Source organism: Paenibacillus jiangxiensis (assembly GCF_046098255.1).
In the GTDB taxonomy this organism is placed as follows: domain Bacteria; phylum Bacillota; class Bacilli; order Paenibacillales; family Paenibacillaceae; genus Paenibacillus; species Paenibacillus jiagnxiensis.
Genome location: NZ_JBJURI010000012.1, coordinates 10,722 through 32,807, shown reverse-complemented (window position 1 = coordinate 32,807; position 22,086 = coordinate 10,722). Strand labels below are relative to the sequence as shown.

The window sequence follows — 22,086 nt, the reverse complement described above, 5'->3', positions numbered from 1 at the left end:
AAGGAATGGTATCATGAGTGAGCTGGAACACGGTCAGCCGGACCCTGACTATAGCGCATTTATCCGCAGCATCAAAGACAGCACAGGCATTGATCTCGCACAATACAAGGAAGCGCAGATGAAGCGCCGGCTAACGACACTCCGCAACAAGAACGGGTTTACCAGCTTTGTTTCGTTTTATGACGCCATGATGAAGGAAAAGACGCTGTTTTATGAATTTCTGGACCGCATGACGATCAATGTATCGGAATTCTGGCGCAACCCCAATCGCTGGGAGGTGCTCAGGGATATTGTCCTTCCCGGCCTGCTGGCAAATAATCGCAAGCTGAAGCTGTGGAGCGCGGCATGCTCCACCGGCGAGGAGCCGTACAGTCTGGCGATGGTGCTTGACGGCAAAGGCATTCTGGGGGACTGCACCATTCTGGCATCGGATCTCGATGAAGGCGCCTTGGCCAAAGCCAAAGAGGGCAGATATCTGGAGCGTTCGCTGAAGGATGTGCCCAAGGACGTGGCCGACAAGTATTTCAAGCAAGACGGACAGATGTTCCGGGTCGATGAGCGGCTCAAGCGGGCGATCCGCTTCCAGAAGCAGAACCTGCTGCTGGACAAGTTCGAGAATGGGTATGATCTGATTATTTGCAGAAATGTCATGATCTATTTTACTGAAGAAGCAAAGCATCAGCTGTATCACAAGTTTGCGGCAAGCCTCCGTCCGGGAGGAGTGCTGTTCGTAGGCAGCACAGAGCAGATTTTCTCGCCGGGGCAGTATCATCTTGAAGCGACGGAGACGTTTTTTTACCGCAAAAAATCGTAATGCCGAATGCGAATCACGCCTCTTTTCCAGCAACTGGAGGGAGGGGTGATTTTTTTTGCATAACAAGTGCATTTCTTGTCAAAGTGCATACCCTGTACTATAATGAGTTAACGGATTTTAGCGATGCGCAGTTTAACAGTTTAAAGGGGGAACGCAGCATGAGTTTACGCTACTTAACAGCAGGGGAAACGCACGGACCCCAATTGACGGCTATTGTGGAGGGTCTGCCAAGCAATTTGCGCTTGAATTTTGAGGAAATTAATTTTCAGCTGCACAGACGCCAGAAAGGCTACGGCCGCGGACGCCGGATGCAGATTGAGACAGATACGGCCAATATCGTTGGTGGTGTACGGCACGGATATACTACAGGAGCGCCTGTCGCCATTGTCGTAGAGAACAAGGACTGGACGCACTGGCGGAACATTATGAACATTGAGCCGATCGAGGGCACTGATGAGGAGAAGCGGCGGGTGCATCGTCCGCGTCCCGGTCATGCGGACCTGAACGGCGGGTTGAAATACAATCTGAAGGATCTGCGCAATGTGCTGGAACGCTCAAGCGCCCGGGAAACGGCGATTCGTGTCGCCTGCGGTGCGCTGGCCCGCCAGCTGCTGGCCGAATTCGGGATCAAGGTGGCCGGACAGGTCATCCGTATCGGGGAAATCGAGGCTCCTTACAAGGAAATGCCGATTGACGAGCTGATCGCCGTAACCGAGGCATCTTCCGTTCGTGTAACCGATCCGGAGACTGAGAAGAAAATGGAAGCTTATATCGACGAGATCAAAAAGGAAGGAGATTCCGTCGGCGGCATCGTGGAATGCATTGTGGAAGGTGTGCCAATCGGCCTCGGCAGCCATGTGCAGTATGACCGCAAGCTGGATGGACGAATTGCCCAAGGGGTGATGTCCATCAACGCCTTCAAGGGTGTGGAAATCGGCATCGGCTTTGAAGCGGGCAAGCTGCGCGGCTCCCAGGTACATGACGAGATTCTGTATACAGAGGAGCGCGGTTATCACCGCCGGACGAACCGCCTCGGCGGCTTTGAAGGCGGTATGACGAACGGAATGCCGGTGGTCGTGCGCGGAGTCATGAAGCCGATTCCTACACTGTACAAACCGCTCCAGAGCGTGGATATAGACACAAAAGAAGCGTTCACGGCTCAGGTAGAACGTTCGGACGCCTGCGCTGTGCCGGCTGCCAGCGTGGTCATGGAGCATGTGGTCGCATGGGAAATTGCGAAGGCGCTGCTTGAGAAGTTCGGCGGGGATTCCATTGAGGAAATCCGTGCCAACATGGAAGCCTACCAGGCGCAGCTGGAAAGGTACTGACTATGGGCACATTGACTGTTGAGCTGGGCGAAAGATCCTACCCGATTTATATCGGGCAGGATCTGCTGGCGCAGGCGGGGGTCTATTTTGAACAGCGCGGACTATCCAAGAAGAGCCCTCATTTGATTATAAGCGACGGCAATTCGGCGCCGCTTTATTTGCACAAATTGACCGAGAGTCTCGCAAGTGCAGGGTACAAAATGCTTTCATTTATGGTGGAAGCGGGGGAAAAGTCCAAATCTTTGTCCGTGTATGAAGAGGTCATCACAGCCGCCATAGAAGGCGGTCTGGATAGAAGCTCCTCCATCATTGCGCTGGGCGGCGGGGTTGTCGGGGATCTTGCGGGTTTTGCAGCGGCAAGTTATATGCGCGGCATCCGCTTCGTACAGGTCCCGACCACGATTCTTGCCCATGACAGCAGTGTCGGCGGCAAAGTAGGCATTAACCATCCCCTGGCGAAAAATATGATTGGTGCTTTCCACCAGCCGGAGTTAGTTTTGTATGATGTGGATACTCTGCTTACGCTGCCTCCGCGTGAGGTATCCGCGGGCCTGGCGGAAATGCTCAAGCATGGCTTGATCTGGGATGCCGACTTTGCCCGCTGGTGCCAGAAAAATGCGGAAAGGCTGCTTGCGCTTGAGCCTGAAGTGCTGGAGTATGGACTGGAGATGGGCTGTGCGGTGAAAGCGAAGGTTGTATCCCAGGATGAGAAGGAGAACGGACTTCGCGCGATTTTGAATCTCGGGCATACCATCGGCCACGCGATCGAGGCGATTGCCGGTTATGGCACGTTTTTGCACGGTGAAGCGATTTCTATCGGCATGGTCGGCTCCGCCATGCTTGGCGTCCGTCTTGGCGCGGATCCGTCCCTTGTGCAAGAAACGAGAGCCATGCTGCAGTCGCTGCGCCTTCCGGTCGTTCTGCCCCATGAGCTGGAGACCGATGCCATAATGAGCGCGATGATGCATGACAAGAAGTTTAAAGAGGGCAGCATCACGTTTGTAGTGCCCCTTTCCATCGGACAGGTGGAGATTCGGAAGGACATTCCAGCCTCCCTTGTCAGGGAAATCGTGGAACAGCTGAAGGAGGAGGTGTAAGCCGTGTACAACCGAGGAATCCGCGGGGCGACAACCGTCACGCAAAATGATGAGCAGGAAATTCTTGAAGCTACCGCGCAGCTGCTGTCCGAGATTGTGAAGCGGAACGATCTGGACCCGGAATATATATCGAATATCTGGATTACGATGACTCAGGACCTGGATGCCACCTTTCCCGCCAAGGCAATCCGCCGACTGGAAGGCTGGGAACTGGTGCCGCTGATGTGTGCGGTCGAAATTGACGTCGAAGGCGGTCTGGCCAAGTGCATCCGGCTGCTGGTGCAGGTGAACACAGAAAAATCGCAGCATGAGATGAAGCATGTGTATTTGAACGGAGCCCAGGTGCTGCGTCCCGATTTGGCGGCTGCCTCCCGGTCGGATGTGTAACCAACTTCAAGGTTGCCAGATGCATGCAAATAGGATATAGTGGTTTCAGTAGATGAGCCAGAGTAGAGTGAGTTTGAGTTGAGATTGAGAAGAGTGCAGATTAGAGCCGAGTCCATATGCATAAGACAGAAAGAAACAGTGTGCTGTTTTGCCCTAGAGAGGAGCATAGGCATATTTTCTTTGGCGCAGGGAAAATTCTGCTTGCGAAAGCACGAGTTGCTCTGCAGCGGGAAGTTTCTTTCGTGTACACGGTATCTGGATACCGTACATATGGCAGCATTCTTATTATTTCAATGATGATCAAGCCTCTACCGGCCGGTAGAGGCTTTTTTGATTTTAGTTCATTCTGCTCCCAAACTTGAGAGGAAGTGAGCCCATGTTAACCCCGAATGTTGAACAAGTGATTTCCATGTCCGCTGAATTCAATCTGATTCCGGTATACAAGAAGGTACTTGCAGATATGGAAACACCGATCCGGATTTTCCGCCGCTGCGCGGACAGAGACAGAGCCTTTCTGCTGGAAAGCGTGGAAGGAGGGGCACAGTGGGCCCGCTATTCTTTTATCGGGACAGATCCTTTTCTTATGATTTCCGGCAAAAAGGGGCGGATTACCCTTGAACAGAACGGAGAGAAGCGGGTGCTGGAAGGGAAGCCGGTGGAATCCCTGAAAGCTCTGCTGCGCGGCTACCGCAGTCCGCGCCTTGAGGATATGCCACCTTTTACAGGCGGCGCCATCGGTTTTTTCGGTTATGATTTACTCCAATATTATGAGAAGCTGCCGGAGCATGCCGTCGACGACCTGAATATGGACGATATCCGCTTTATGTTCTGTGATCAGATTATCGTCTTTGATCATGTCAAGCAGCAGATGATGCTCGTGGGCAATGTCCATGTGCGCCAGGGAGCTTCAGATGAGGAGATCAGACTTGCCTACGCCGGGGTAGAGCGGAAGCTGGAGGTGATGGCCGAGCGGCTACGGGAACCGGTAGCGGGAGATTTTGGCGGTGCGGCCACCGTGCCTGGTGATGTTGAGCTTGGAGAAATCCACTCCAACCTGACAAAGGAGCAGTTCATCAGCAATGTAGAACAGGCGAAGGACTACATCCGGGCCGGGGATATTTTTCAGGTGGTGCTGTCCCAGCGTTTTCACATTGACACGGAGGTATCGCCGCTGCAGGTGTATCGGACCCTTCGTACCATGAATCCGTCGCCCTACATGTATTATTTGAAAATGGACGAAGAAATCATCGTGGGCACATCTCCCGAGGCCTTGGTGAAGGTGGAGAATGGGCGGGTCGAGACGAGACCGATCGCGGGTACGCGTCCGCGCGGGGCCAGTGAAGCCGAGGACCGGGCCTTGGCGGAGGAGCTGCTGCAGGATGAGAAGGAGCGGGCCGAGCATCTCATGCTCGTGGATTTGGGCCGCAATGATCTTGGCCGCGTCTCCGAGTTCGGGTCGGTTAAATGCGACTCGTTCATGGAAATTGAGCGTTATTCGCATGTGATGCATATCGTCTCCAACGTCTCCGGGCATCTGGCCGAGGATAAAGATTTCTTCGACGCCTTCCTGTCCTGTCTTCCTGCGGGGACGGTATCGGGAGCGCCGAAGCTGCGGGCGATGGAAATTATCGCCGAGCTTGAACGGGAAGCGCGCGGCGCGTATGCAGGCGCGATCGGCTATCTTGGCTTTTCCGGAAATATGGACTCCTGCATTACGATCCGGACAATCGTGTTCAGAAAAGGCCGTGCTTATGTCCAGGCCGGAGCAGGTATCGTCTGGGATTCTGTAGCGGAAAACGAGTATCAGGAGACGGTCAATAAAGCCAAAGCTATGCTGAAGGCGATCCGTACGGCAGAATCCATGTTCGCACAGCCGAAGCGGGACAGCGATGTCCTGAACCAGGATTATCTGTATAGCTCCCGATAATGAGCAGGATCGGCTGGCCATCAGAATTTTGTGGACGATAAGGAGGAAAACCAGTGGAACGACAGCATCTAATACAGGCAGGACTGAATCAGGTATTGCAGGGAGCGGATTTGTCCCGTTCAGAGGCGCGTGCTATCATGGAACGCATTATGACCGGCGAAGCGACACCGGCGCAAATCGGGGGTCTGCTGGCGGCGCTGCGTATGAAAGGCGAGACGGTTGAGGAAATTACGGGCTTTGCGGAGGCGATGCGCAGCTATGCAGGCAAGATAGCCGTCAGCGGCGAGCAACTGCTGGATACCTGCGGCACCGGGGGCTCGGGCATTCATAAATTCAATATTTCCACAATATCGGCCATCATTGCCGCTGCGGAATCGGTTCGGGTTGCCAAGCACGGCAACCGCTCCGCCAGTGGACGGGCGGGCAGCGCCGACGTGCTGGAGGCTTTGGGGGTCAATATACATTTGACCGGAGAGCAGGCGAGACACTGTCTGGACAGAATTGGAATCTGCTTCCTATTCGCGCAGGTGTATCATCCTTCCATGAAATACGCAGCCGCGCCGCGCCGTGAATTGGGGGTCCGCACCGTATTCAACATGCTGGGCCCGCTTACCAATCCGGCGGGGGCCGACCGCCAGCTGCTCGGCATCTATGATAACAGCAAGACGGAAGTCATCGCATCGGTGCTGAACCAGCTGGGATCCAAGCGCGCGCTGGTCGTCAGCAGCGCCGAGGGGCTGGACGAAATCAGCATTTCGGGATCGACAACGGTGTCCGAGCTGAAGGACGGAGCGGTAACAACTTATGAAATCACCCCTTCGGATTTGGGCCTGCGCAGCCATTCGCTTGAGCATGTGCTCGGCGGGGACGCCTCAGACAACGCGTACATCATCCGCAGAATTCTGAACGGCGAAAAGGGGCCTTACAGGGATGTCGTATTAGCAAATGCGGGCGCCTGCATCTATGTGGCAGGCAGGGCTTCTTCACTCCAGGAAGGAGTTCACCGAGCGGCAAAGGCGATTGATTCAGGCAGGGCGCTGGAGAAGCTGGATCAGTTAATTCAGGCAACGGGGGAATATGAATATGTATCTTGATAAAATTGTGGTCACGAAGCAAAAGGAAACTTCTGCGCTGAAAGAGCGTTTTTCCCTTCTTGAAGCGGAGCGTAAGATAGCGGATATGCCGCCGGCGCGCGGCTTCGAGGATGCGCTGGCCAATCGTCCCAAACGGGGGCTGGGGCTGATTGCTGAGGTGAAAAAGGCGTCTCCCTCCAAGGGACTGATCCGGCCTGACTTCGACCCGGTCCAGATCGCCCGTGCCTATGAGGCTGCGGGGGCGGACTGTATTTCGGTGCTGACGGATGTGGATTATTTTCAGGGAAGTCCTGATTATTTGCGGGAAATCAGACAGACGGTCGGACTTCCGCTGCTGCGGAAGGATTTCGTCATCGACGAAACACAAATTTACGAAGCCCGCCTCCTTGGAGCGGATGCCGTGTTGCTCATCGCCGCCATCCTGGATAAGGAGCGCATGCGCCGTTTCCTGAACGCTGCTCGTGAAACGGGGCTGGATGCGCTGGTGGAAGTGCATGACAGGGCGGAAATGGAAATGGTGCTTGAGCTTGGAGCAACCTTGATCGGTGTCAATAACCGTGATCTCAAGACGTTTGAGACGCGTCTGCAGACAACGGAGGAGCTGGCTGAGCTGGTCACAGAAGGCGTCACGCTGATCAGCGAGAGCGGCATTGCCGGTCCGCAGGATATTGAGTATCTGTACAGCAAAGGGGCAAAGGGCGTGCTTGTCGGTGAATATCTGATGCGGCAGCAGGACGTAGGCCAGGCCGTCCATCATTTGATGGAAGGCTGAATATAGCAAGATTTACGATGCGTGCAGGAAGAGAGGAGGGACAGCTCGGTGTCGGAAACAGCAGTAAAAATTTGTGGACTTCAAAGCGTTGAAGTGCTAAAATCGATGGTACATTTAAATATCGACTATATCGGATTTGTATTTGCGAAGAGCAAGCGCCGCATCGACCCGGAGCAGGCGGCTGAGCTTATAAAGGTGCTTGGGGATTGGAAAACGGACCGCCGCCCCCGCAGCGTTGGCGTGTTTGTCAACCCGGACATCGATCAGCTGCAGGAGGTCATGAACCTGGCTCCGCTGGATGTGATCCAGCTTCACGGCCAGGAAAGCCCTGCTTTCTGCGCTTCTGTCAAGGAACGGTTCGGAACATCGGTGATCAAGGCGCTTCCGGTTCAGGGAGGTGCTGATGATGCAGCAGCTGGTGCTGAGCGGCTGAACCCCTATGGAGGGTACGTTGATGCTTTCCTGCTGGACACCTATGATCCCCGCTACGGGGGAGGAACTGGCCACACCTTCGCCTGGGCGGCCATCCCTGCATATCAAGAGCGTGCGGGGAAGCACGGCATTCCTTTATTTATTGCAGGCGGTCTCACCCCCAACAACGCGGGCGATCTCATATCGGTCTATGGCCCGGAGGGACTCGACGTATCCAGTGGTGTGGAGACGGACGGTGTCAAAGACATAGCAAAAATTACAGCATTCGTGGAAAGGGTGAAGCGTCATGGCACAACTGCCTGATCATAACGGCCGTTTCGGCGTTTTCGGGGGACGATTCGTACCTGAGACACTGATGAACGCTCTGATCGAGCTGGAGGAATCCTACCGGAAATATGCGGACGATCCGGAATTTAATGAAGAGTTGAACTATCTGCTGAAGCAGTACTCCGGCAGGGAGACACCCCTTTATTATGCAGAGCGGCTCACGAAGCATCTGGGCGGAGCAAAAATATATCTGAAGCGCGAGGATTTGAACCATACGGGGGCGCACAAAATCAACAATGCGCTGGGTCAGGGACTGCTTGCCAAAAGAATAGGCAAGCATAAGGTCATCGCCGAGACAGGCGCGGGGCAGCACGGTGTTGCCACCGCTACGGTAGCCGCCTTGCTGGGATTGGAATGCAAGGTCTTCATGGGCGAGGAGGACACAGTCCGCCAGCAGCTGAACGTGTTCCGCATGAAGCTGCTCGGAGCGGAGGTGATCCCTGTAACCTCAGGGTCCAGAACGCTGAAAGATGCCGGTAACGAGGCGTTACGCTACTGGGTCAGCCATGTGCATGATACGTTCTACATTCTCGGTTCTGCGGTAGGTCCGCATCCGTACCCGATGATCGTCCGCAATTTCCAGCGTGTGATCGGGGACGAGACCCGGCGGCAGATTCTCGAGAGCGAAGGACGGCTGCCGGATGTCGTCGTCGCGGCCATTGGCGGCGGCAGCAACGCTATCGGCATGTTCTATCCTTTTATCGACGATAAGGAAGTGGCTCTGGTCGGTGTTGAAGCGGCGGGCAAGGGCATGGATACCGACCTGCATGCGGCAACGATGAGCAAGGGCACGCACGGCGTCTTCCAGGGCTCCATGAGCTATCTGCTGCAGGACGAGTACGGGCAGGTGCAGCCGGCTCATTCCATTTCGGCGGGCCTTGATTATCCGGGCGTCGGTCCGGAGCATTCTTACCTGAAGGATATTCAGCGGGCCAAATATGTGCCCATTACCGATGCCGAGGCGCTGGATGCACTGCAACTGCTGTGCAAAACGGAAGGCATACTGCCTGCCCTGGAGTCTTCCCATGCGGTGGCTGAAGTGGTCAAAATGGCTCCCGGCATGTCCAAGGATGATGTTATCGTGATCTGTCTGTCCGGACGTGGAGACAAGGACGTGGAGTCGATTATGAAATACACGGGAGGCGAGCAGTCGTGAACTTGATGGATGCAACGTTTAATCGCCTCCGTGAGGAAAAAAAGACGGCACTGATTCCCTTTTTGACGGTCGGCGATCCGGATGTGGAGACGACGGTGGATATCATCCGCGAGCTGGAGGAAGCCGGCGCGGATATGCTGGAGCTGGGCGTTCCGTACTCTGACCCGCTGGCGGACGGGCCGGTCATTCAGCGTGCCTCGGAGCGGGCTTTGAAGAACCGGATTACCATCCGCACCTGTCTGGAGGCGGCGGATAAGGCAAGGGAAGCCGGGGTGCAGATGCCTTTTATTCTCTTCACGTATTACAATCCGGTGCTGCAAATGGGAATGGAGACGTTCTTTGCCGCTTTGCAGCAGCATGGCATCAGCGGTATCATCATCCCTGACCTGCCGGTTGAAGAAGCCGAGGAGCTTGGACGGCTGGCGGAGCAGGCCGGCGTAAATCTCGTGCCGCTCGTCGCGCCGACCTCGGATACGCGCATCGAGCGGATTGTGCGGAACGCGCGCGGTTTTATATACTGCGTTTCCTCTCTGGGAGTAACGGGGGAAAGAGCTTCCTTTTTTGAAGGTGTAGAGCAGTTTATCGAAAGCGTAAAGCGCCATACGGATCTTCCTGTTGCTATCGGCTTCGGAATTTCCAACGGCGAACAGGTTAAGCGCTTCTCGCGGATTTGCGACGGCGTTGTTGTAGGCAGCGCGATTGTGCGCCAGGTGGAAGAGGCGATTCCGCTGTTGGAGGACCCTTCCCGCCGCCAGGAGGGATTGTTGCAAATTCGCAGCTTTGTGGCACAATTAAGGGCATAACCTATTTAGCAGACAAGGAGGCGAGGGCTGTGCAGCCTAAACCGCAAATTGGCAATTTGCCGGTGTACCAGCCAGGCAAACCGATCGAGGAGGTCAAGCGCGAGCTCGGATTGGATCAAGTCATCAAGCTGGCATCCAATGAAAATCCGTACGGGAGCTCTCCAGCAGTCAAGGAGGCCATTCAGGCGGAACTATCCAACTTGAGCCTCTATCCGGACGGAAGCGCCGTAGAGCTGACCAAGGCGCTCGCGCGTCATGCGGGCGTGCAGGAGGATCAGATTATTTTCGGCTGCGGCTCGGACGAGATCATCGCGCTGATTGCAAGAGCCTTCCTGATGCCTGGAGACGAGAATATTATGGCTGACCAGACCTTCTCGGTTTACAAAAGCAATGCGGATATTGAAGGCGCCGTCTCAGTCGAGGTTCCGCTTGTGGATGGGACGCATGATCTGAGCGCCATGCTCTCCCATGTCAATGACAAGACAAAAATAATCTGGGTATGCAATCCGAATAATCCGACAGGCACCATTGTATCGGAGGAAAAGCTGACCACTTTCCTGGACCGGGTTCCGGGTCATGTTATGGTTGTTCTGGATGAAGCCTATTTCGAATACGTTACAGACAACTCGTATCCGAACAGTATCCCGTTGCTGTCCAGATTCAGTAATCTGGTTGTGCTGCGCACCTTCTCCAAAATTTACGGCATCGCTTCCCTGCGGGTCGGCTATGGAATCGCCCAGCCGGAGGTAATTCGTCTGATTAACCAGGTGCGCGAGCCTTTCAACACGTCGCGGATCGGTCAGGCCGCTGCTGTTGCAGCGCTCGGGGATCAGGCCTTTGTGAAGGAATGCCAGGCCAAAAACGCCGCAGGCATTGAATATTTGCAAAAAGAATTCAAGAGACTGGGCCTTGCCGCTTTTCCGGCGCACGGGAACTTTATTTTGGTTGATGCCGGCCGGCCTTGCAAAGAAGTGTTCCAATCGCTTCTGCAAAAAGGGGTCATTGTTCGCGCAGGATTTGAGAAGTATCCGACCTACATACGCGTAACCGTCGGTTCCCAGTCACAGAACGAAATTTTCATCAGCGCGCTTGAACAGGTGCTGGGCCTGGAAAAGGCGCAGGTGCAGCCTTAATAACGCGGATAGGAACGATATTCATGAAAATTGCTATATTCGGGGTGGGCCTGATCGGAGGGTCGCTCGCGCTTTGCTTTAAAGGCAAACCGGGGATCTCGGTCGTGGGCCACGCCCATCTACCGGAATTATTGGAACCGATGGTCAGCCGCGGAGTCGTCGACTCCGCGACTTTGTCCGTCGAGGAAGCGGCGCTGGACGCCGATTTTATATTTTTGTGCGTGCCTGTAGGGCAGCTTGAGCACTACCTGCTGCTGCTGAGCAAGCTTCCGCTGAAAAAAGGCTGTATCATCAGCGATGTGGGAAGCACAAAGCAGTCCATTACCTCGCTCGCGAAGCAGATTCAATGGGACGGCGTATATTTTATCGGCGGGCATCCCATGGCAGGCTCGGAGCGCTCGGGCATTACGGCCGCGTCAGCCGTTTTATTCGAAAACGCCTATTATGTGCTGTCTCCGGCGGCAGGAGTTCCCGAAGGAGTATGCCATTCGCTTGAGAAGCTGCTGAAGTATACCGGTGCACAGGTTGTAAGGGTGGAGCCGGGAATGCATGACGATATTGTGGGGGCGATCAGCCATCTCCCGCATATTATCGCCGCTTCCCTGGTAAATCAGGTGCGCACGCATAATGAAGAGAACGGCCTCTACCGCGTGCTTGCCGCGGGCGGCTTCAGAGACATAACGCGCATTGCGTCCAGCGACCCGATTGTATGGCGCGATATTCTGCTCAGCAACCGCGATGTGCTGCTGAATCTGCTGCAGGAATGGAATCAGCAGATTGAGCGTTTTACCCGTCTGCTGGTGGAACGGGACGGGGAAGGCATCGCGGACGAGTTCAGGGCGGCCGGCGCGTTTCGCAGCGAGCTTCCTGAACGGCGCAAGGGAATGATCACTCCATTATTCGACCTGTATATCGATGTTCCGGACACGCCCGGCATTATCGGTCAAATCGCTACCCAGCTTGGCGATCACCGCATCAACCTCAGCAATATGCAGATTATCGAGAGCAGAGAGGATGTGCCGGGCATTCTGAGGCTGTCGTTCAGACAGGAAGAGGATTGGGAGAAAGCAAAGAAGCTGCTCAGCGAGCAGCGCTACCATGTGGTTGTTTAAACGAAGTGAAATAGCCGGACTGCAGCGCTTGCAGCTGCAGTCCGGCTGTTTTTTCATAAAAAAAGAAAACGCTTTAAAAAAACCGTTGACAAAATGAAAACGGATACATATACTTAAAGTACAGTATGGTTTCTCTCCACTCCTATCCTTTAACTGCACTACTTGCAACATAGTAGTAACCACTTGGGTTCTGGCCTGAGTGGTCTTTTTTTTATTTCAAATGGGTGAACCATTTTGGAACTTTTAGATTACAGCTAATATATGGTACAATGGGTGAGGTGAATTTTGAACATAGACGGAAGCTTTAATTTATTTGGCGCGTAGAGACAAGAGAGCGCAACTTTTATAAACCTGTTCGGTAATACATACTAAGAGAGTCGAACGGGGAAGAGGCACATGGGCGAGGAGGGTCTCACTCGGATGATGACGGATTCCCAGTTGATTCAGGAAATTAAGCAGGGGAATGTTGAATTATACTCACATTTAATGAGAAGGTATCAGCGGAAGATTCTGGCTTTCGTGTACCACATGTTAAAAAGCTCCGGGCTTGAAATGATGGCCGAGGATTTATGCTCGGAAACCTTTTACAAGGCATATCGCAGCCTTCACTCCTTTCGGGAAGTGGACGCTTCTTTCTCAACCTGGTTGTATACCATTGCGCGGAATACGGTGCTAAGCGAGCTGCGCAAGCAGCGCAGCGGCAGCGTGCCGCTCGAGGAAAGCGGGTATACGCCAATCGCTCCTCCGGATGCCATTCCGGAGCAGGCGATATTAAGGACGGAGCAGGTTGAAATGGTGCGTGAGGCGATCAAGAATCTGCCGGAAAAGCAGCGCTCCGCGTTAATTCTGCGGGAATATGACCAGCTGGATTACCAGGAGATTGCCAAGGTGCTCGGACAGACGGTGAGCGCCGTCAAGTCGCTTTTGTTCCGGGCCCGCTCAAGTGTAAAAAATCAGTTGGAACCTTATCTTTATGAGCCGCTATTTGAGGAAAGGGAAGGAATGAACAGCCGATGAAATGCAGAGAGGCTAAGGAATTGTTCGGTGTTTTGAATGATCTGCCCGAACAAGACCCGCGGCGCAAAATGGTGGAAGACCATAATGCGCACTGCGAGCGCTGTTCGGCGGAATGGTCGGGCTTGCAGCTAAGCCGCTCAGCTATGCTTCAAATTTCCGATGAGGTGACAGAAGAACAGGCGGAGAACGTCAACCGCCGGGTAATGGAGCGGATCTATGCAGAGTCACCCTGGCTTGTGCCGGGTGAAAACCGCCGCTCCCGTATCAGTCCGGCGTTGCGAAAAACCATTTCGGCTTGGATCGCTGGTTTCCTGGCCGTGTTTCTATGCAGTTTTTTGGTTTTGACGATGAGCAGCAGCCCGGCGGGGAAAAGCCATGGTCACGCTTCGATCGGAGCACAGCAATCAGGGATACTGCCGACGGGAGTGGCAGGGTCGGATTCTGTGTCTGATAGCTTTCAGGTGGTTATTCCGGAGCCGACATACGGTATTATGGAGCCGCTGATCGGAAATATTGTTCCGGCCTATCCGCAATATTGGATGGTATTGTCCTTTCTTGCGGTAGCTCTGGCGCTGCTGTCCATCGGATGGGTGCACCGGGTAAGAAGATAAAAGAGATAGACCCGCACCAAAGACTACAAGAAACGGGAACGTGAGGGAAGAGCATGCTGTTAGGATTGATCAGACATGGCTTGACGGATTGGAATGTGCTCGGGAGAATTCAGGGCCAGAGCGATATTCCTTTAAATGAGGAAGGCCGGAAGCAGGCAAGACTGCTCGGCGCCCGCCTGCAGCAGGAGTCGTATCAATGGGATGCGGTGGTGACGAGCGGTTTGTCCCGCGCGCGGGAGACGGGAGAAATTATCGCTTCCATGCTGGGGATCGAGCTGCTGGAGCCGGATGTCCGTCTGAATGAAAGGTCTTTCGGCCAGGTTGAGGGACTTACCCAGGCGGAGCGGGAAAGCAGATGGGGCGCAGACTGGCATCTGCTGGAGCTGGGCCAGGAAAATGAAGAGGCGATGCGACAGAGAGGGTTGGAATTTTTGAAGGCCGTGTGGGAAGAGAACCGTGACCGCAATTTGCTCGTGGTCTCCCACGGGGCTTTTCTTGCCCAGCTGTTCACAGCGCTCTATGAGGACAAGCATACCGAAAGAATCGGCAATCTTTCACTGACGATTCTGGAGAGGCAGGATATCGAATGGTCTCCTGTACTTTATAACTGCACCAAGCACCTTCTTTAAAGATAAATGGCAAACTGATTTTCTTTACAGGTGTTTGAATGATCGGGGGTGCCCCAAAGCGGATTTTTTCTGCTGCGGGGGCATCCCCTTTTTTTGGACTTCGGGTTTTATGGATAAATTTAGGTTTAGAAAGCCTGCAATCCGTCAAAGATGATTTTAGACAGCTCAAGAATTACCGGAGTTTGGCAGAAACCCATCAGAAGGGCGGCGGGGCGATGAACCCATGAATCTGGCGGATATGCTTACTTATGCCGACATCGGCCAACTGAATAGGATTGCCAGCCACTATGAATGCGAATGTAAACCGAACTCCAAGCATGAATTAATTCAAGGCATTCTCACAAAGCTGGGGCAGCGCGAATTTTTTGAACAGCAGGTGCGTACTTTGCCACTGCCGTACCGCAGGTTTCTGAACACGCTGCTTTTTGATGAACGGCCATATTTCAGCATGGAAGAGCTGATCGCGGCCGCCAGACACGCTCTGGATGATGATGCGGACATTACGCCGCGGGAAATCGTCACACGTCTTCGTAGCGCAGGCTGGCTGTTCAACGGCTCCACACATCATACCCGGTATCTGTTTCAGGTGCCTGCCGATTTAAAACAGCGTCTGAGTGAAGTGACCGGACAGCATATGCGGGAAATGATCGAAAGCACGGACGAGCCTGCGGTGTACAGAGACGAGGGGCATCTGCTCGGGGATGATTTAAAGCTGATGCTGCGCTTCATTGGCTCCCACGAGATTGTACTGAACCCGGAAGGCGTAATGTACCGCCGCAACCAGCAGCAACTGATGGAGCATCTGCATGTTGCTGAACCTCTGCTCGGTAAAGGAGGCTGGCGTTTCGGCTACGGGCGATTTTTCAAACACTACCCGGACCGTTTGGCCCTGCTGTATGATTACGCCTTTTACCGCAAGTGGATCGCTGAAGCAAACGGCCCCCTCGTATTGACGTCAAAAGGGGAGGAAGCGCTTGAAAGTCCGACAGAGGAAGAGCTGATACAGTTATTCAGGTTTTGGTTAAGACTGTATAAAGGGGCGGTTCCCAATATATCATCTCTCATATATTGGACCTCCGTTTGCGCAAAATCCTGGGTACCACAGCCTTCCTTGTTTGAACAAATCGGACCATTCATCAAGCCTTTTTACTACGACAGCCCTGAAGCCGTCTTTGATAAAAGAATCATCCGCATGCTCATGCATTTCGGGATGCTGCGCGTGGGTGAACACCCGGTAACCGGAACCGTTTTGCAGATGACGGCATGGGGCATGAAGACGGCGGGCTTCTGCAGCCCGTCAGGCGGGACAGGACAAAAGAAGGTTTGACAATGGTGCGGCACATTGCTAGAATCACACCCAAAACGAAAAGGGTGGATTCAATATGATCGCTTATCAGGGGAAATGGCCTTCGCTTCATCCGTCGGTTTATACCGCTGAAGGAGTACAAATTATCGGTGATGTTACGATCGGTGAGGATTGCTCGATATGGTTCAATGCCGTTCTGCGCGGTGATATGGCGCCAATTACGATTGGCGACCGCAGCAACATTCAGGATGGGGTCATCGGTCATGTCAATACCAACCAGCCGCTGATCGTGTCTGAGGACGTATCTGTCGGCCATGGAGCCATTATTCATGGCTGCTCTATCGGCAGGGGCACATTGATTGGAATGGGGGCTATTGTACTGAACGGCGCGGATATCGGTGAATATGCTTTAATAGGAGCAGGATCGCTGGTCACCGAAAATACCCGTATTCCTCCCTACACGCTTTCGGTGGGAACTCCGGCAAAAGTTGTAAGAGAATTAACGGAGTCCGATTTGAAGCGGATGTCTGACACGACGTTAAACTATGTGGCAAAAGGCAGAGAATATAAGAAAAACGTCTATCGACGTAATCCACAGAAGACAGACCGCGTTTAGCGGAAGTTTTTCTTGAGATATCAGGAGGCTTATTCCAGGAAGTTTATACTTTCTGATATCTTAAAAACACTTGAGAACCCTTGTTTGGAGGTGCATCCTATGGATAAAATGAAGGTTACTTATGAAGTCATGCTTGGTCTGTCGGCGGAGTTGGTGCTGGATGAAGCATTGCGCAAATACAAAAGCGATAAGCTGTACCGCGAAATTGACGAGGCGCTTGCTTCCAAGGATGAGGTAGCTTTCCGATCTCTTACGGATGAACTGAAAACGCTGACTTAATGGCCGCCGCAGCCATGTGCTTGCGATTCGGGGCCAGTCACAGTAAAATAAAGTGGTTATGAAACCTGATCGCTCATGCGGTTAGGTTTCTTTTGGTACATAGATCAATTCGTACACCGCTTGAGTGACTGGAGGCCTGATGTAATTTGTCCATAACCTTTTTGTGGAGCAGAGAGCTGCTGTTAAACCGCTATTTTTTGTGGCTGCTCTTCTGGTGCAATCTGTTGGGGACCGTGGGAGGTTATGTGTGGTACGATGACCAGCTTGCGTATACGTGGGAGCACTATCCTCATTGGCTGATTGTCTTCGTTCCCGACAGTCCCACAGCAAGCTTGTTTTTTACCATTGCTTTGCTGTTTCTGCTGTTCCCCCCTGTCAGCAGGGGCTGGACGGTTCTTAGACATTTGGTTGAGGGACTGGCTGTCGTAACCAGTGTAAAGTACGGGATTTGGGCTTCAGCCATCATCTTCGCCGGAGCGTCACAAGGGGGAACTATCGGTCCGCTTGATTGGATGCTTGTGGCTTCCCATACGATTATGGCGGTGGAAGCATTGGTATATATCCGCTTTTTTGCAGTGCGATCCGCAGGTTTGACCGTCGCTCTCTTGTGGACGCTGCTGAACGATCTGATGGATTATACCTATGGGATCAATCCCTGGCTGCCGCGCGAGCTGTTTGACGATGTGCCTGCCGTCCGCAATTTTACGGTAGCTCTTACCCTGGCCAGCGCTGCAGCCTGCTGGCTGGTAATGGCCCTGTCACGAAGGCGGGCCACCGGCAACTGACTTTCGGTAGCCGCTTCTCAGCTTTCAGTGCAAGTTCAAAAAGTCAGGTTTTCAGCACCGAGAAGGTTGAATAAAGCTAGGGACTGAGGAGCGGAGCGTACGTTTGGGTACGTGAGCACCTGAAATGTTTCCGCAGGAAACATGCTTCGGAAGCATCCGCTTAGGCCCGGCTGAATTCAAGATTCGATGTCGAGTCCGCTTCCTGATTTACTTCGTGATCAAAAGTTGACTTTTTGAATAACCTCTTTCAGTTCTAGGCTATCCGTCCGTGCCATACAGATAGGGTAGGAGGGATGTCCAATGAACGGTGTTGCCGGTACCATCCGGGCGCTGCTGTGTGCGGCGCTTCTGTTTGCCTTGCTCCCGCAGGCGGTTTACGGTGCGTATGAAGCGGCCCCGGCACAAACCGCCGATCAGAAACAGCAGCTTGCCCTTGATCAGGCAGCGGCTGCTTTGTATAAGCATGCCAAGGAAGGAAATATCATAGAAGTGCGCCGCCGTCTTGCAGAGGTCGTACAGCTGTTCGGCAGCGGAAACGTTCAGAAGGCCATGTCTGTGGAAGGTATTCATGCCTTTTCCGGAGCCATTCTGGACGTTCAGGAAGCAGTGAACGCAGCAGGAATGTCCCCTGAGGGCGTCATTCAAGCTGCCGCGGGCTTGCGGCTGGCGGCGGATGTGCTCGCCCATCCAAAGGAGCCGCTGTGGCAGCAGTATTACAAAATATTATATGAAGATTTAAAAGAAGCGGAGAACCAGTTCGCCAAAGGAAGCGCTTCAGGATTTGCCGCAGCTGTAGCAAGGCTGCAGGATCATTATGATACGATCAGGCCGGCTGTGATCATCAGCATGCCGCCGTCCTCCGTGAACAGGACCGATTCATGGTTATCCTTTGTTAAAGGAGCTGGCGGGAATCCCAACACCGACCCGGCTGCCGTAAAGTCCGCTCTTACCGCCGGACGCGAAACGCTGAACGTATTGTTCGGCCGCGAGAAGGATGCTGCCGCCTTTGGCCCGTTCATGCTGGCAGCGGATGATGAAGCTCTGGAGTGGCTGATCGGATGCGTTATTTTGGCAGCCCTGGTTTATGCCGCTATCCGGAAGTACCGTGGGGAGCACAGTTTTTTTCCGCCTGCCCGCTGAGTTGCGCGCCTGTTTAGGCTCAAAGGCGCATATTGAAAGAAAAGAGCAAGTATGGGTGGTCAGATGTCCACCCATGCTTTGCTCTTTTCTTTCGCTTTTGCTATATGGCACAAGGTGATTTTATCGCAGGAGCTTGGCAGATATGCACGCAGCAGCAGAGGGGACGAAGCGATTCCGGAAAAGCGTAGCGTTCGCCTTTGGCCCGAAGGGTCAACAGCGATTGGAGGAATGCTTCGTTCTCGGAGCGTCTACTCCTCACGAAAGCCCTCGCCATGAACGTCGTGCACGTCGTTGATAATGACAAAAGCTTTGGGATCGACGGATTTAACAATCTGATGAAGCCGGCGCATTTCCTGTCTGGATACAACGCAATAAGCCACATATTTGGCCTGTTTGGAATAAGCGCCGATGGCCGGGATGATCGTCACGCCCCGGTCCATGTCCCTCGTCACGATCTCTGCGATCTGTTGGGCGTAATCGCTGATGATCATGAAGGCCCTTGCCGAATATGCCCCCTCCTGAATAAAATCGATCATCTTGGAGGCGATAAACACTGCGACCAGAGTATAGAGGATTTTTTCCTTCGGGATATACAGCAGGGACAGGCCGATAATAAGAATATCGATGCCGAGAAGAATCTGTCCCATGCTCCAGCCGAATCTGCGGTTGAGGATTCGAGCAATGATGTCCGAACCCCCGGTGGTGCCGCCGAAGCGAAATACGATGCCAAGACCGGCTCCAAGCGTGACTCCGGCATAAAGCGCCGCCAGAATAAAATCATGCTCCGTGGCGAACGGTTCGATCCAGCCCGAATCAATCAGCTTTTCAAACAGCCACAGAAAAAAAGTTAAAGCCCCGATGCCGACACCTGTATATATAATCTGGCGTCCACCTAGTATTTTCCACCCAAGCAGGAATAAGGGGATATTCAACACGAGAGTGGAAAGTGAAGGCGGAATGGAGAAAGCGTAATTGAGCAGGACAGTGACGCCTGTTACGCCTCCTTCCATCAACTGGTTGGGAATAATAAAATAAAGCAAACCGAACGCATACACTGCGGTTCCCAGCAGGATTGGAATGATTTGTTTAAGTTGAAAGCCGAAATTAAACGTTTTCAATGTTACCCCTCGCAGCAATCGTAGTTTTTGTTTAGCATGAATCCCATTGGCAATCTTCCCCTAGTATACCTTGTTCCGAGACGATTAAAAAATATTTGTTTTCAAAGTTCCTTTACGATAACATATGAATAAACCTTCACAATAAAGGGGAAAGGCTTTTTATGGAAAAGACGCTTGCTGAGCTCCAGCGTGAAGTCGATCAATACATATCGCAATTCAAGGAAGGATACTTCAGCCCGTTGGCCATGCTGGCAAGAATGTCGGAGGAGGTCGGCGAACTGGCCCGTGAGGTCAATCATTCCTTCGGCGAGAAGCCCAAGAAGAAAGACGAGGCTGACAATTCCATTGAACTGGAGCTTGGGGATATTCTTTTTATTACCATCTGCTTTGCCAATTCACTGGGCATTGATCTGACGGAAGCCCATAACAAGATCATGCATAAATTCAATACGCGGGATGCAGACCGCTGGACCAGGAAGGACACCGATTAGGCAGTCCATACATATGCTGTACCAAACGGGGTATCGCACGGAGGTGCAGCATCTTGAAGGCGGAAGAATATGTCCAGAAAGCATATTTCAGTATCTTGAGCAACGATTTTGAAGAGGCTATCCGTTGGTTTGAGCAGGCAATCGCAGCCGAGCCCGACAATGCGGATTACCGCTACCGCTGCTCTATTACCTATGCGCGCAGCAGCCGCCTGGATCAGGCTTTGGAGCATGCAAAATATGCTGTCAAGCTGGCACCGGGACAGGATGAGTATAAGCTTCACCTGAACTCTCTTGAAGCCAAGCGTCTGACCGGGGAAGTGCGGAGAATGCTGTCCGGCGGCGGCACGCCAGAGGATCAGACGCGTGCAAAGGCGATAGATATGCTTCATGAAGCGGTAAAGCTGGATCCGCTGTGCGCGGATGCCTATGTTCTATTGGCCCTTGCGCATAGCGAGCTCAACCAGTTCGACGAGGCTCTGGCAGCCGTAGGGGAAGCGATAGATCTTTTGCCGCAGGAAGGGCAGCTTATAGAATTGCAGCTGGAGCTGCTGGGACGCAAAAAAAATTACCGGGATTCACAGAAATAGACTGCCATTTTCGCAGCATAAGGAGTTGTTTTCATGACTGATAAGATCAGAGTAGCAGTCGTTGGCGCCGGAGGAAGAATGGGCCGGGAGGTTCTGAAGCTGGTACTTCAGGATGAAGGGCTGGAGCTGGCTGCCGCCGTGAACCGTTCCCATACGGGAATGGATGCAGGTCTGCTGGTGGGTCTGCCGGAAGCGGGAATCAACATAACCGCAGACCTTGAAAGAGCTCTTAGGGAAAGCCAGTCCGATGTGATGGTGGACTTTACCGCACCTCAATCGGCGTATGCCCATACTGCGCTGGCCATCGAGCTTGGCGTCAGGCCGGTCATGGGGACCACTGGCTTTACGCCGGAGCAAATCGAAGAGCTGGACAAGCAGTGCCAGCTTCGCGGCATCGGCGGCCTGATTGCCCCCAATTTCTCGATCGGCGTCATCCTGATGATGAAGTTTGCTGCCCAGGCAGCCAAATTTTTTCCTCATCTGGAGATTATCGAGACTCATGGTGACCACAAGCTGGATGCGCCTTCCGGAACTGCGATCAAAACGGCGGAGCTGATTGCACAGAACCGTGAGGAGCTTCGCCAAGGCAATCCGGCCGAAGAAGAGACAATCGAGGGAGCGCGGGGCGGGTATTATCAAGGCTTCCGCATTCACAGTATGCGGCTGCCGGGCGTATTTGCCCAGCAGGAAGTCGTATTCGGCGGTTATGGGCAATGCCTCAAAATCCGTCACGACTCCTATGAACGTGCGGGTTATATGCCTGGTGTGAGGCTCGCAATTGAGAAAGTAATGGGCCATACGGGGCTTGTCTACGGATTTGAACACTTTATTGATTAAATTTTGGCAAAAGCGGAAGAAAAACAAATCGTACGCATACATCTGATTGGGGAGAGACGAATATGTTAAAAATATCATTCATTGCCCATGACCGCAAAAAGGACGAAATGGTGAACTTCGTAACCGCATACGAGCGTGTGTTCAAGGACCATCAGCTGTATTCGACCGGAACTACAGGGCAGCGGATTATGGAAGCTACAAACCTGAAAATTCACCGCTACATGTCAGGCCCGCTGGGCGGGGATCAGCAGATCGGCGCTATGGTGGCCCAGAATGATATGGACCTGA

Annotated in this window: 25 protein-coding genes; 24 read left to right on the top strand and 1 reads right to left on the bottom strand. The window is 53.3% G+C overall.

Annotation, left to right across the window (positions count from 1 at the left end):
• The first annotated feature begins 13 nt into the window (after positions 1-13).
• The 20 genes from ACI1P2_RS13190 to ACI1P2_RS13095 all read left to right on the top strand — a co-directional run bounded on the left by ACI1P2_RS13190 (position 14) and on the right by ACI1P2_RS13095 (position 18,765).
• The gene (locus tag ACI1P2_RS13190) at positions 14-814 is read left to right on the top strand and encodes a CheR family methyltransferase (RefSeq protein WP_355320319.1); all 801 of its coding nucleotides are present in this window, start codon (positions 14-16) and stop codon (positions 812-814) included.
• A 158-nt stretch (positions 815-972) separates the two neighbouring features.
• Positions 973-2,142, top strand: coding sequence for a chorismate synthase (gene aroC / locus ACI1P2_RS13185; protein ID WP_355320318.1), 1,170 nt, complete (start codon positions 973-975; stop codon positions 2,140-2,142).
• Positions 2,143-2,144: 2 nt separating this feature from the next.
• Entirely contained in the window at positions 2,145-3,239 is a 1,095-nt protein-coding gene (gene aroB, locus ACI1P2_RS13180; RefSeq protein WP_355320317.1) for a 3-dehydroquinate synthase, read from the top strand.
• 3 nt (positions 3,240-3,242) lie between these two features.
• Positions 3,243-3,626, top strand: coding sequence for a chorismate mutase (aroH, locus tag ACI1P2_RS13175; RefSeq protein WP_355320316.1), 384 nt, complete (start codon positions 3,243-3,245; stop codon positions 3,624-3,626).
• 376 nt (positions 3,627-4,002) lie between these two features.
• Positions 4,003-5,553 carry an anthranilate synthase component I gene (gene trpE / locus ACI1P2_RS13170; RefSeq protein WP_355320315.1) on the top strand — a complete coding sequence of 517 codons (1,551 nt, stop codon included), beginning with the start codon at positions 4,003-4,005 and terminating at the stop codon, positions 5,551-5,553.
• A 53-nt stretch (positions 5,554-5,606) separates the two neighbouring features.
• A complete protein-coding gene (gene trpD / locus ACI1P2_RS13165; RefSeq protein WP_355320314.1) occupies positions 5,607-6,647 on the top strand; it encodes an anthranilate phosphoribosyltransferase in 1,041 nt (346 codons plus the stop codon).
• Complete coding sequence (gene trpC, locus ACI1P2_RS13160; RefSeq protein WP_355320447.1) at positions 6,637-7,419, top strand: indole-3-glycerol phosphate synthase TrpC; 783 nt, start codon at positions 6,637-6,639, stop codon at positions 7,417-7,419. Before trpD ends, trpC begins: the two co-directional genes overlap by 11 nt.
• Before the next feature lie 48 nt (positions 7,420-7,467).
• Positions 7,468-8,154, top strand: a complete 687-nt coding sequence (locus ACI1P2_RS13155) for a phosphoribosylanthranilate isomerase (protein WP_355320313.1) — start codon at positions 7,468-7,470, stop codon at positions 8,152-8,154.
• A complete protein-coding gene (trpB, locus tag ACI1P2_RS13150; RefSeq protein ID WP_355320312.1) occupies positions 8,138-9,334 on the top strand; it encodes a tryptophan synthase subunit beta in 1,197 nt (398 codons plus the stop codon). Before ACI1P2_RS13155 ends, trpB begins: the two co-directional genes overlap by 17 nt.
• Positions 9,331-10,137, top strand: a complete 807-nt coding sequence (gene trpA / locus ACI1P2_RS13145) for a tryptophan synthase subunit alpha (protein WP_355320311.1) — start codon at positions 9,331-9,333, stop codon at positions 10,135-10,137. The genes trpB and trpA overlap by 4 nt, the downstream gene beginning before the upstream one ends.
• A 29-nt stretch (positions 10,138-10,166) precedes the next feature.
• On the top strand, positions 10,167-11,270 hold the full coding sequence (hisC, locus tag ACI1P2_RS13140; RefSeq protein WP_355320310.1) for a histidinol-phosphate transaminase: 1,104 nt from the start codon (positions 10,167-10,169) through the stop codon (positions 11,268-11,270).
• A gap of 23 nt (positions 11,271-11,293) precedes the next feature.
• Positions 11,294-12,382 carry a prephenate dehydrogenase gene (locus tag ACI1P2_RS13135; RefSeq protein ID WP_355320309.1) on the top strand — a complete coding sequence of 363 codons (1,089 nt, stop codon included), beginning with the start codon at positions 11,294-11,296 and terminating at the stop codon, positions 12,380-12,382.
• Positions 12,383-12,802: 420 nt separating this feature from the next.
• Positions 12,803-13,399: an RNA polymerase sigma factor gene (locus tag ACI1P2_RS13130; protein ID WP_355320308.1), complete on the top strand. Its 597-nt coding sequence runs from the start codon at positions 12,803-12,805 to the stop codon at positions 13,397-13,399.
• Entirely contained in the window at positions 13,396-14,010 is a 615-nt protein-coding gene (locus ACI1P2_RS13125; RefSeq protein WP_355320307.1) for an anti-sigma factor, read from the top strand. The genes ACI1P2_RS13130 and ACI1P2_RS13125 overlap by 4 nt, the downstream gene beginning before the upstream one ends.
• A gap of 53 nt (positions 14,011-14,063) precedes the next feature.
• Positions 14,064-14,639 carry a histidine phosphatase family protein gene (locus tag ACI1P2_RS13120; RefSeq protein ID WP_355320306.1) on the top strand — a complete coding sequence of 192 codons (576 nt, stop codon included), beginning with the start codon at positions 14,064-14,066 and terminating at the stop codon, positions 14,637-14,639.
• A 223-nt stretch (positions 14,640-14,862) separates the two neighbouring features.
• A complete protein-coding gene (locus ACI1P2_RS13115; protein ID WP_355320305.1) occupies positions 14,863-15,966 on the top strand; it encodes a hypothetical protein in 1,104 nt (367 codons plus the stop codon).
• A gap of 55 nt (positions 15,967-16,021) precedes the next feature.
• Complete coding sequence (locus tag ACI1P2_RS13110) at positions 16,022-16,561, top strand: gamma carbonic anhydrase family protein (protein WP_355320304.1); 540 nt, start codon at positions 16,022-16,024, stop codon at positions 16,559-16,561.
• A 99-nt stretch (positions 16,562-16,660) separates the two neighbouring features.
• Entirely contained in the window at positions 16,661-16,840 is a 180-nt protein-coding gene (locus ACI1P2_RS13105; protein WP_355320303.1) for an IDEAL domain-containing protein, read from the top strand.
• A gap of 146 nt (positions 16,841-16,986) precedes the next feature.
• Positions 16,987-17,625 (top strand): DUF1405 domain-containing protein, encoded by a 639-nt coding sequence (locus ACI1P2_RS13100; protein WP_355320302.1) that lies wholly within the window; start codon positions 16,987-16,989, stop codon positions 17,623-17,625.
• A gap of 300 nt (positions 17,626-17,925) precedes the next feature.
• Complete coding sequence (locus tag ACI1P2_RS13095) at positions 17,926-18,765, top strand: sporulation protein YpjB (RefSeq protein ID WP_355320301.1); 840 nt, start codon at positions 17,926-17,928, stop codon at positions 18,763-18,765.
• Positions 18,766-19,013: 248 nt separating this feature from the next.
• Here ACI1P2_RS13095 and ACI1P2_RS13090 read toward each other — a convergent pair whose 3' ends face one another.
• The gene (locus ACI1P2_RS13090) at positions 19,014-19,883 is read right to left on the bottom strand and encodes a YitT family protein (RefSeq protein ID WP_355320300.1); all 870 of its coding nucleotides are present in this window, start codon (positions 19,881-19,883) and stop codon (positions 19,014-19,016) included.
• A gap of 161 nt (positions 19,884-20,044) precedes the next feature.
• Between ACI1P2_RS13090 and ACI1P2_RS13085 the strand changes: the two genes are divergently transcribed.
• The 4 genes from ACI1P2_RS13085 to ACI1P2_RS13070 form a co-directional block, all read left to right on the top strand.
• Complete coding sequence (locus ACI1P2_RS13085) at positions 20,045-20,374, top strand: nucleotide pyrophosphohydrolase (protein WP_355320299.1); 330 nt, start codon at positions 20,045-20,047, stop codon at positions 20,372-20,374.
• 53 nt (positions 20,375-20,427) lie between these two features.
• The gene (locus ACI1P2_RS13080) at positions 20,428-20,961 is read left to right on the top strand and encodes a tetratricopeptide repeat protein (RefSeq protein WP_355320298.1); all 534 of its coding nucleotides are present in this window, start codon (positions 20,428-20,430) and stop codon (positions 20,959-20,961) included.
• Between the two features lie 33 nt (positions 20,962-20,994).
• Positions 20,995-21,798 (top strand): 4-hydroxy-tetrahydrodipicolinate reductase, encoded by an 804-nt coding sequence (gene dapB, locus ACI1P2_RS13075; protein ID WP_355320297.1) that lies wholly within the window; start codon positions 20,995-20,997, stop codon positions 21,796-21,798.
• A 62-nt stretch (positions 21,799-21,860) separates the two neighbouring features.
• The coding region (locus tag ACI1P2_RS13070) for a methylglyoxal synthase (RefSeq protein ID WP_355320296.1) at positions 21,861-22,086 on the top strand (226 nt) is incomplete at its 3' end.

Bases quoted from the DNA above. Each gene is read 5' to 3' on its own strand.
- ACI1P2_RS13095 (WP_355320301.1), top strand. From the start codon at position 17,926: ATGAACGGTGTTGCCGGTACCATCCGGGCGCTGCTGTGTGCGGCGCTT.
- ACI1P2_RS13130 (WP_355320308.1), top strand. From the start codon at position 12,803: ATGATGACGGATTCCCAGTTGATTCAGGAAATTAAGCAGGGGAATGTT.
- trpE (WP_355320315.1), top strand. From the start codon at position 4,003: ATGTTAACCCCGAATGTTGAACAAGTGATTTCCATGTCCGCTGAATTC.
- ACI1P2_RS13085 (WP_355320299.1), top strand. From the start codon at position 20,045: ATGGAAAAGACGCTTGCTGAGCTCCAGCGTGAAGTCGATCAATACATA.
- ACI1P2_RS13120 (WP_355320306.1), top strand. From the start codon at position 14,064: ATGCTGTTAGGATTGATCAGACATGGCTTGACGGATTGGAATGTGCTC.
- ACI1P2_RS13190 (WP_355320319.1), top strand. From the start codon at position 14: ATGAGTGAGCTGGAACACGGTCAGCCGGACCCTGACTATAGCGCATTT.
- ACI1P2_RS13110 (WP_355320304.1), top strand. From the start codon at position 16,022: ATGATCGCTTATCAGGGGAAATGGCCTTCGCTTCATCCGTCGGTTTAT.
- trpB (WP_355320312.1), top strand. From the start codon at position 8,138: ATGGCACAACTGCCTGATCATAACGGCCGTTTCGGCGTTTTCGGGGGA.
- ACI1P2_RS13115 (WP_355320305.1), top strand. From the start codon at position 14,863: ATGAATCTGGCGGATATGCTTACTTATGCCGACATCGGCCAACTGAAT.
- ACI1P2_RS13125 (WP_355320307.1), top strand. From the start codon at position 13,396: ATGAAATGCAGAGAGGCTAAGGAATTGTTCGGTGTTTTGAATGATCTG.
- ACI1P2_RS13105 (WP_355320303.1), top strand. From the start codon at position 16,661: ATGGATAAAATGAAGGTTACTTATGAAGTCATGCTTGGTCTGTCGGCG.
- trpC (WP_355320447.1), top strand. From the start codon at position 6,637: ATGTATCTTGATAAAATTGTGGTCACGAAGCAAAAGGAAACTTCTGCG.
- aroB (WP_355320317.1), top strand. From the start codon at position 2,145: ATGGGCACATTGACTGTTGAGCTGGGCGAAAGATCCTACCCGATTTAT.
- aroC (WP_355320318.1), top strand. From the start codon at position 973: ATGAGTTTACGCTACTTAACAGCAGGGGAAACGCACGGACCCCAATTG.
- dapB (WP_355320297.1), top strand. From the start codon at position 20,995: ATGACTGATAAGATCAGAGTAGCAGTCGTTGGCGCCGGAGGAAGAATG.
- ACI1P2_RS13135 (WP_355320309.1), top strand. From the start codon at position 11,294: ATGAAAATTGCTATATTCGGGGTGGGCCTGATCGGAGGGTCGCTCGCG.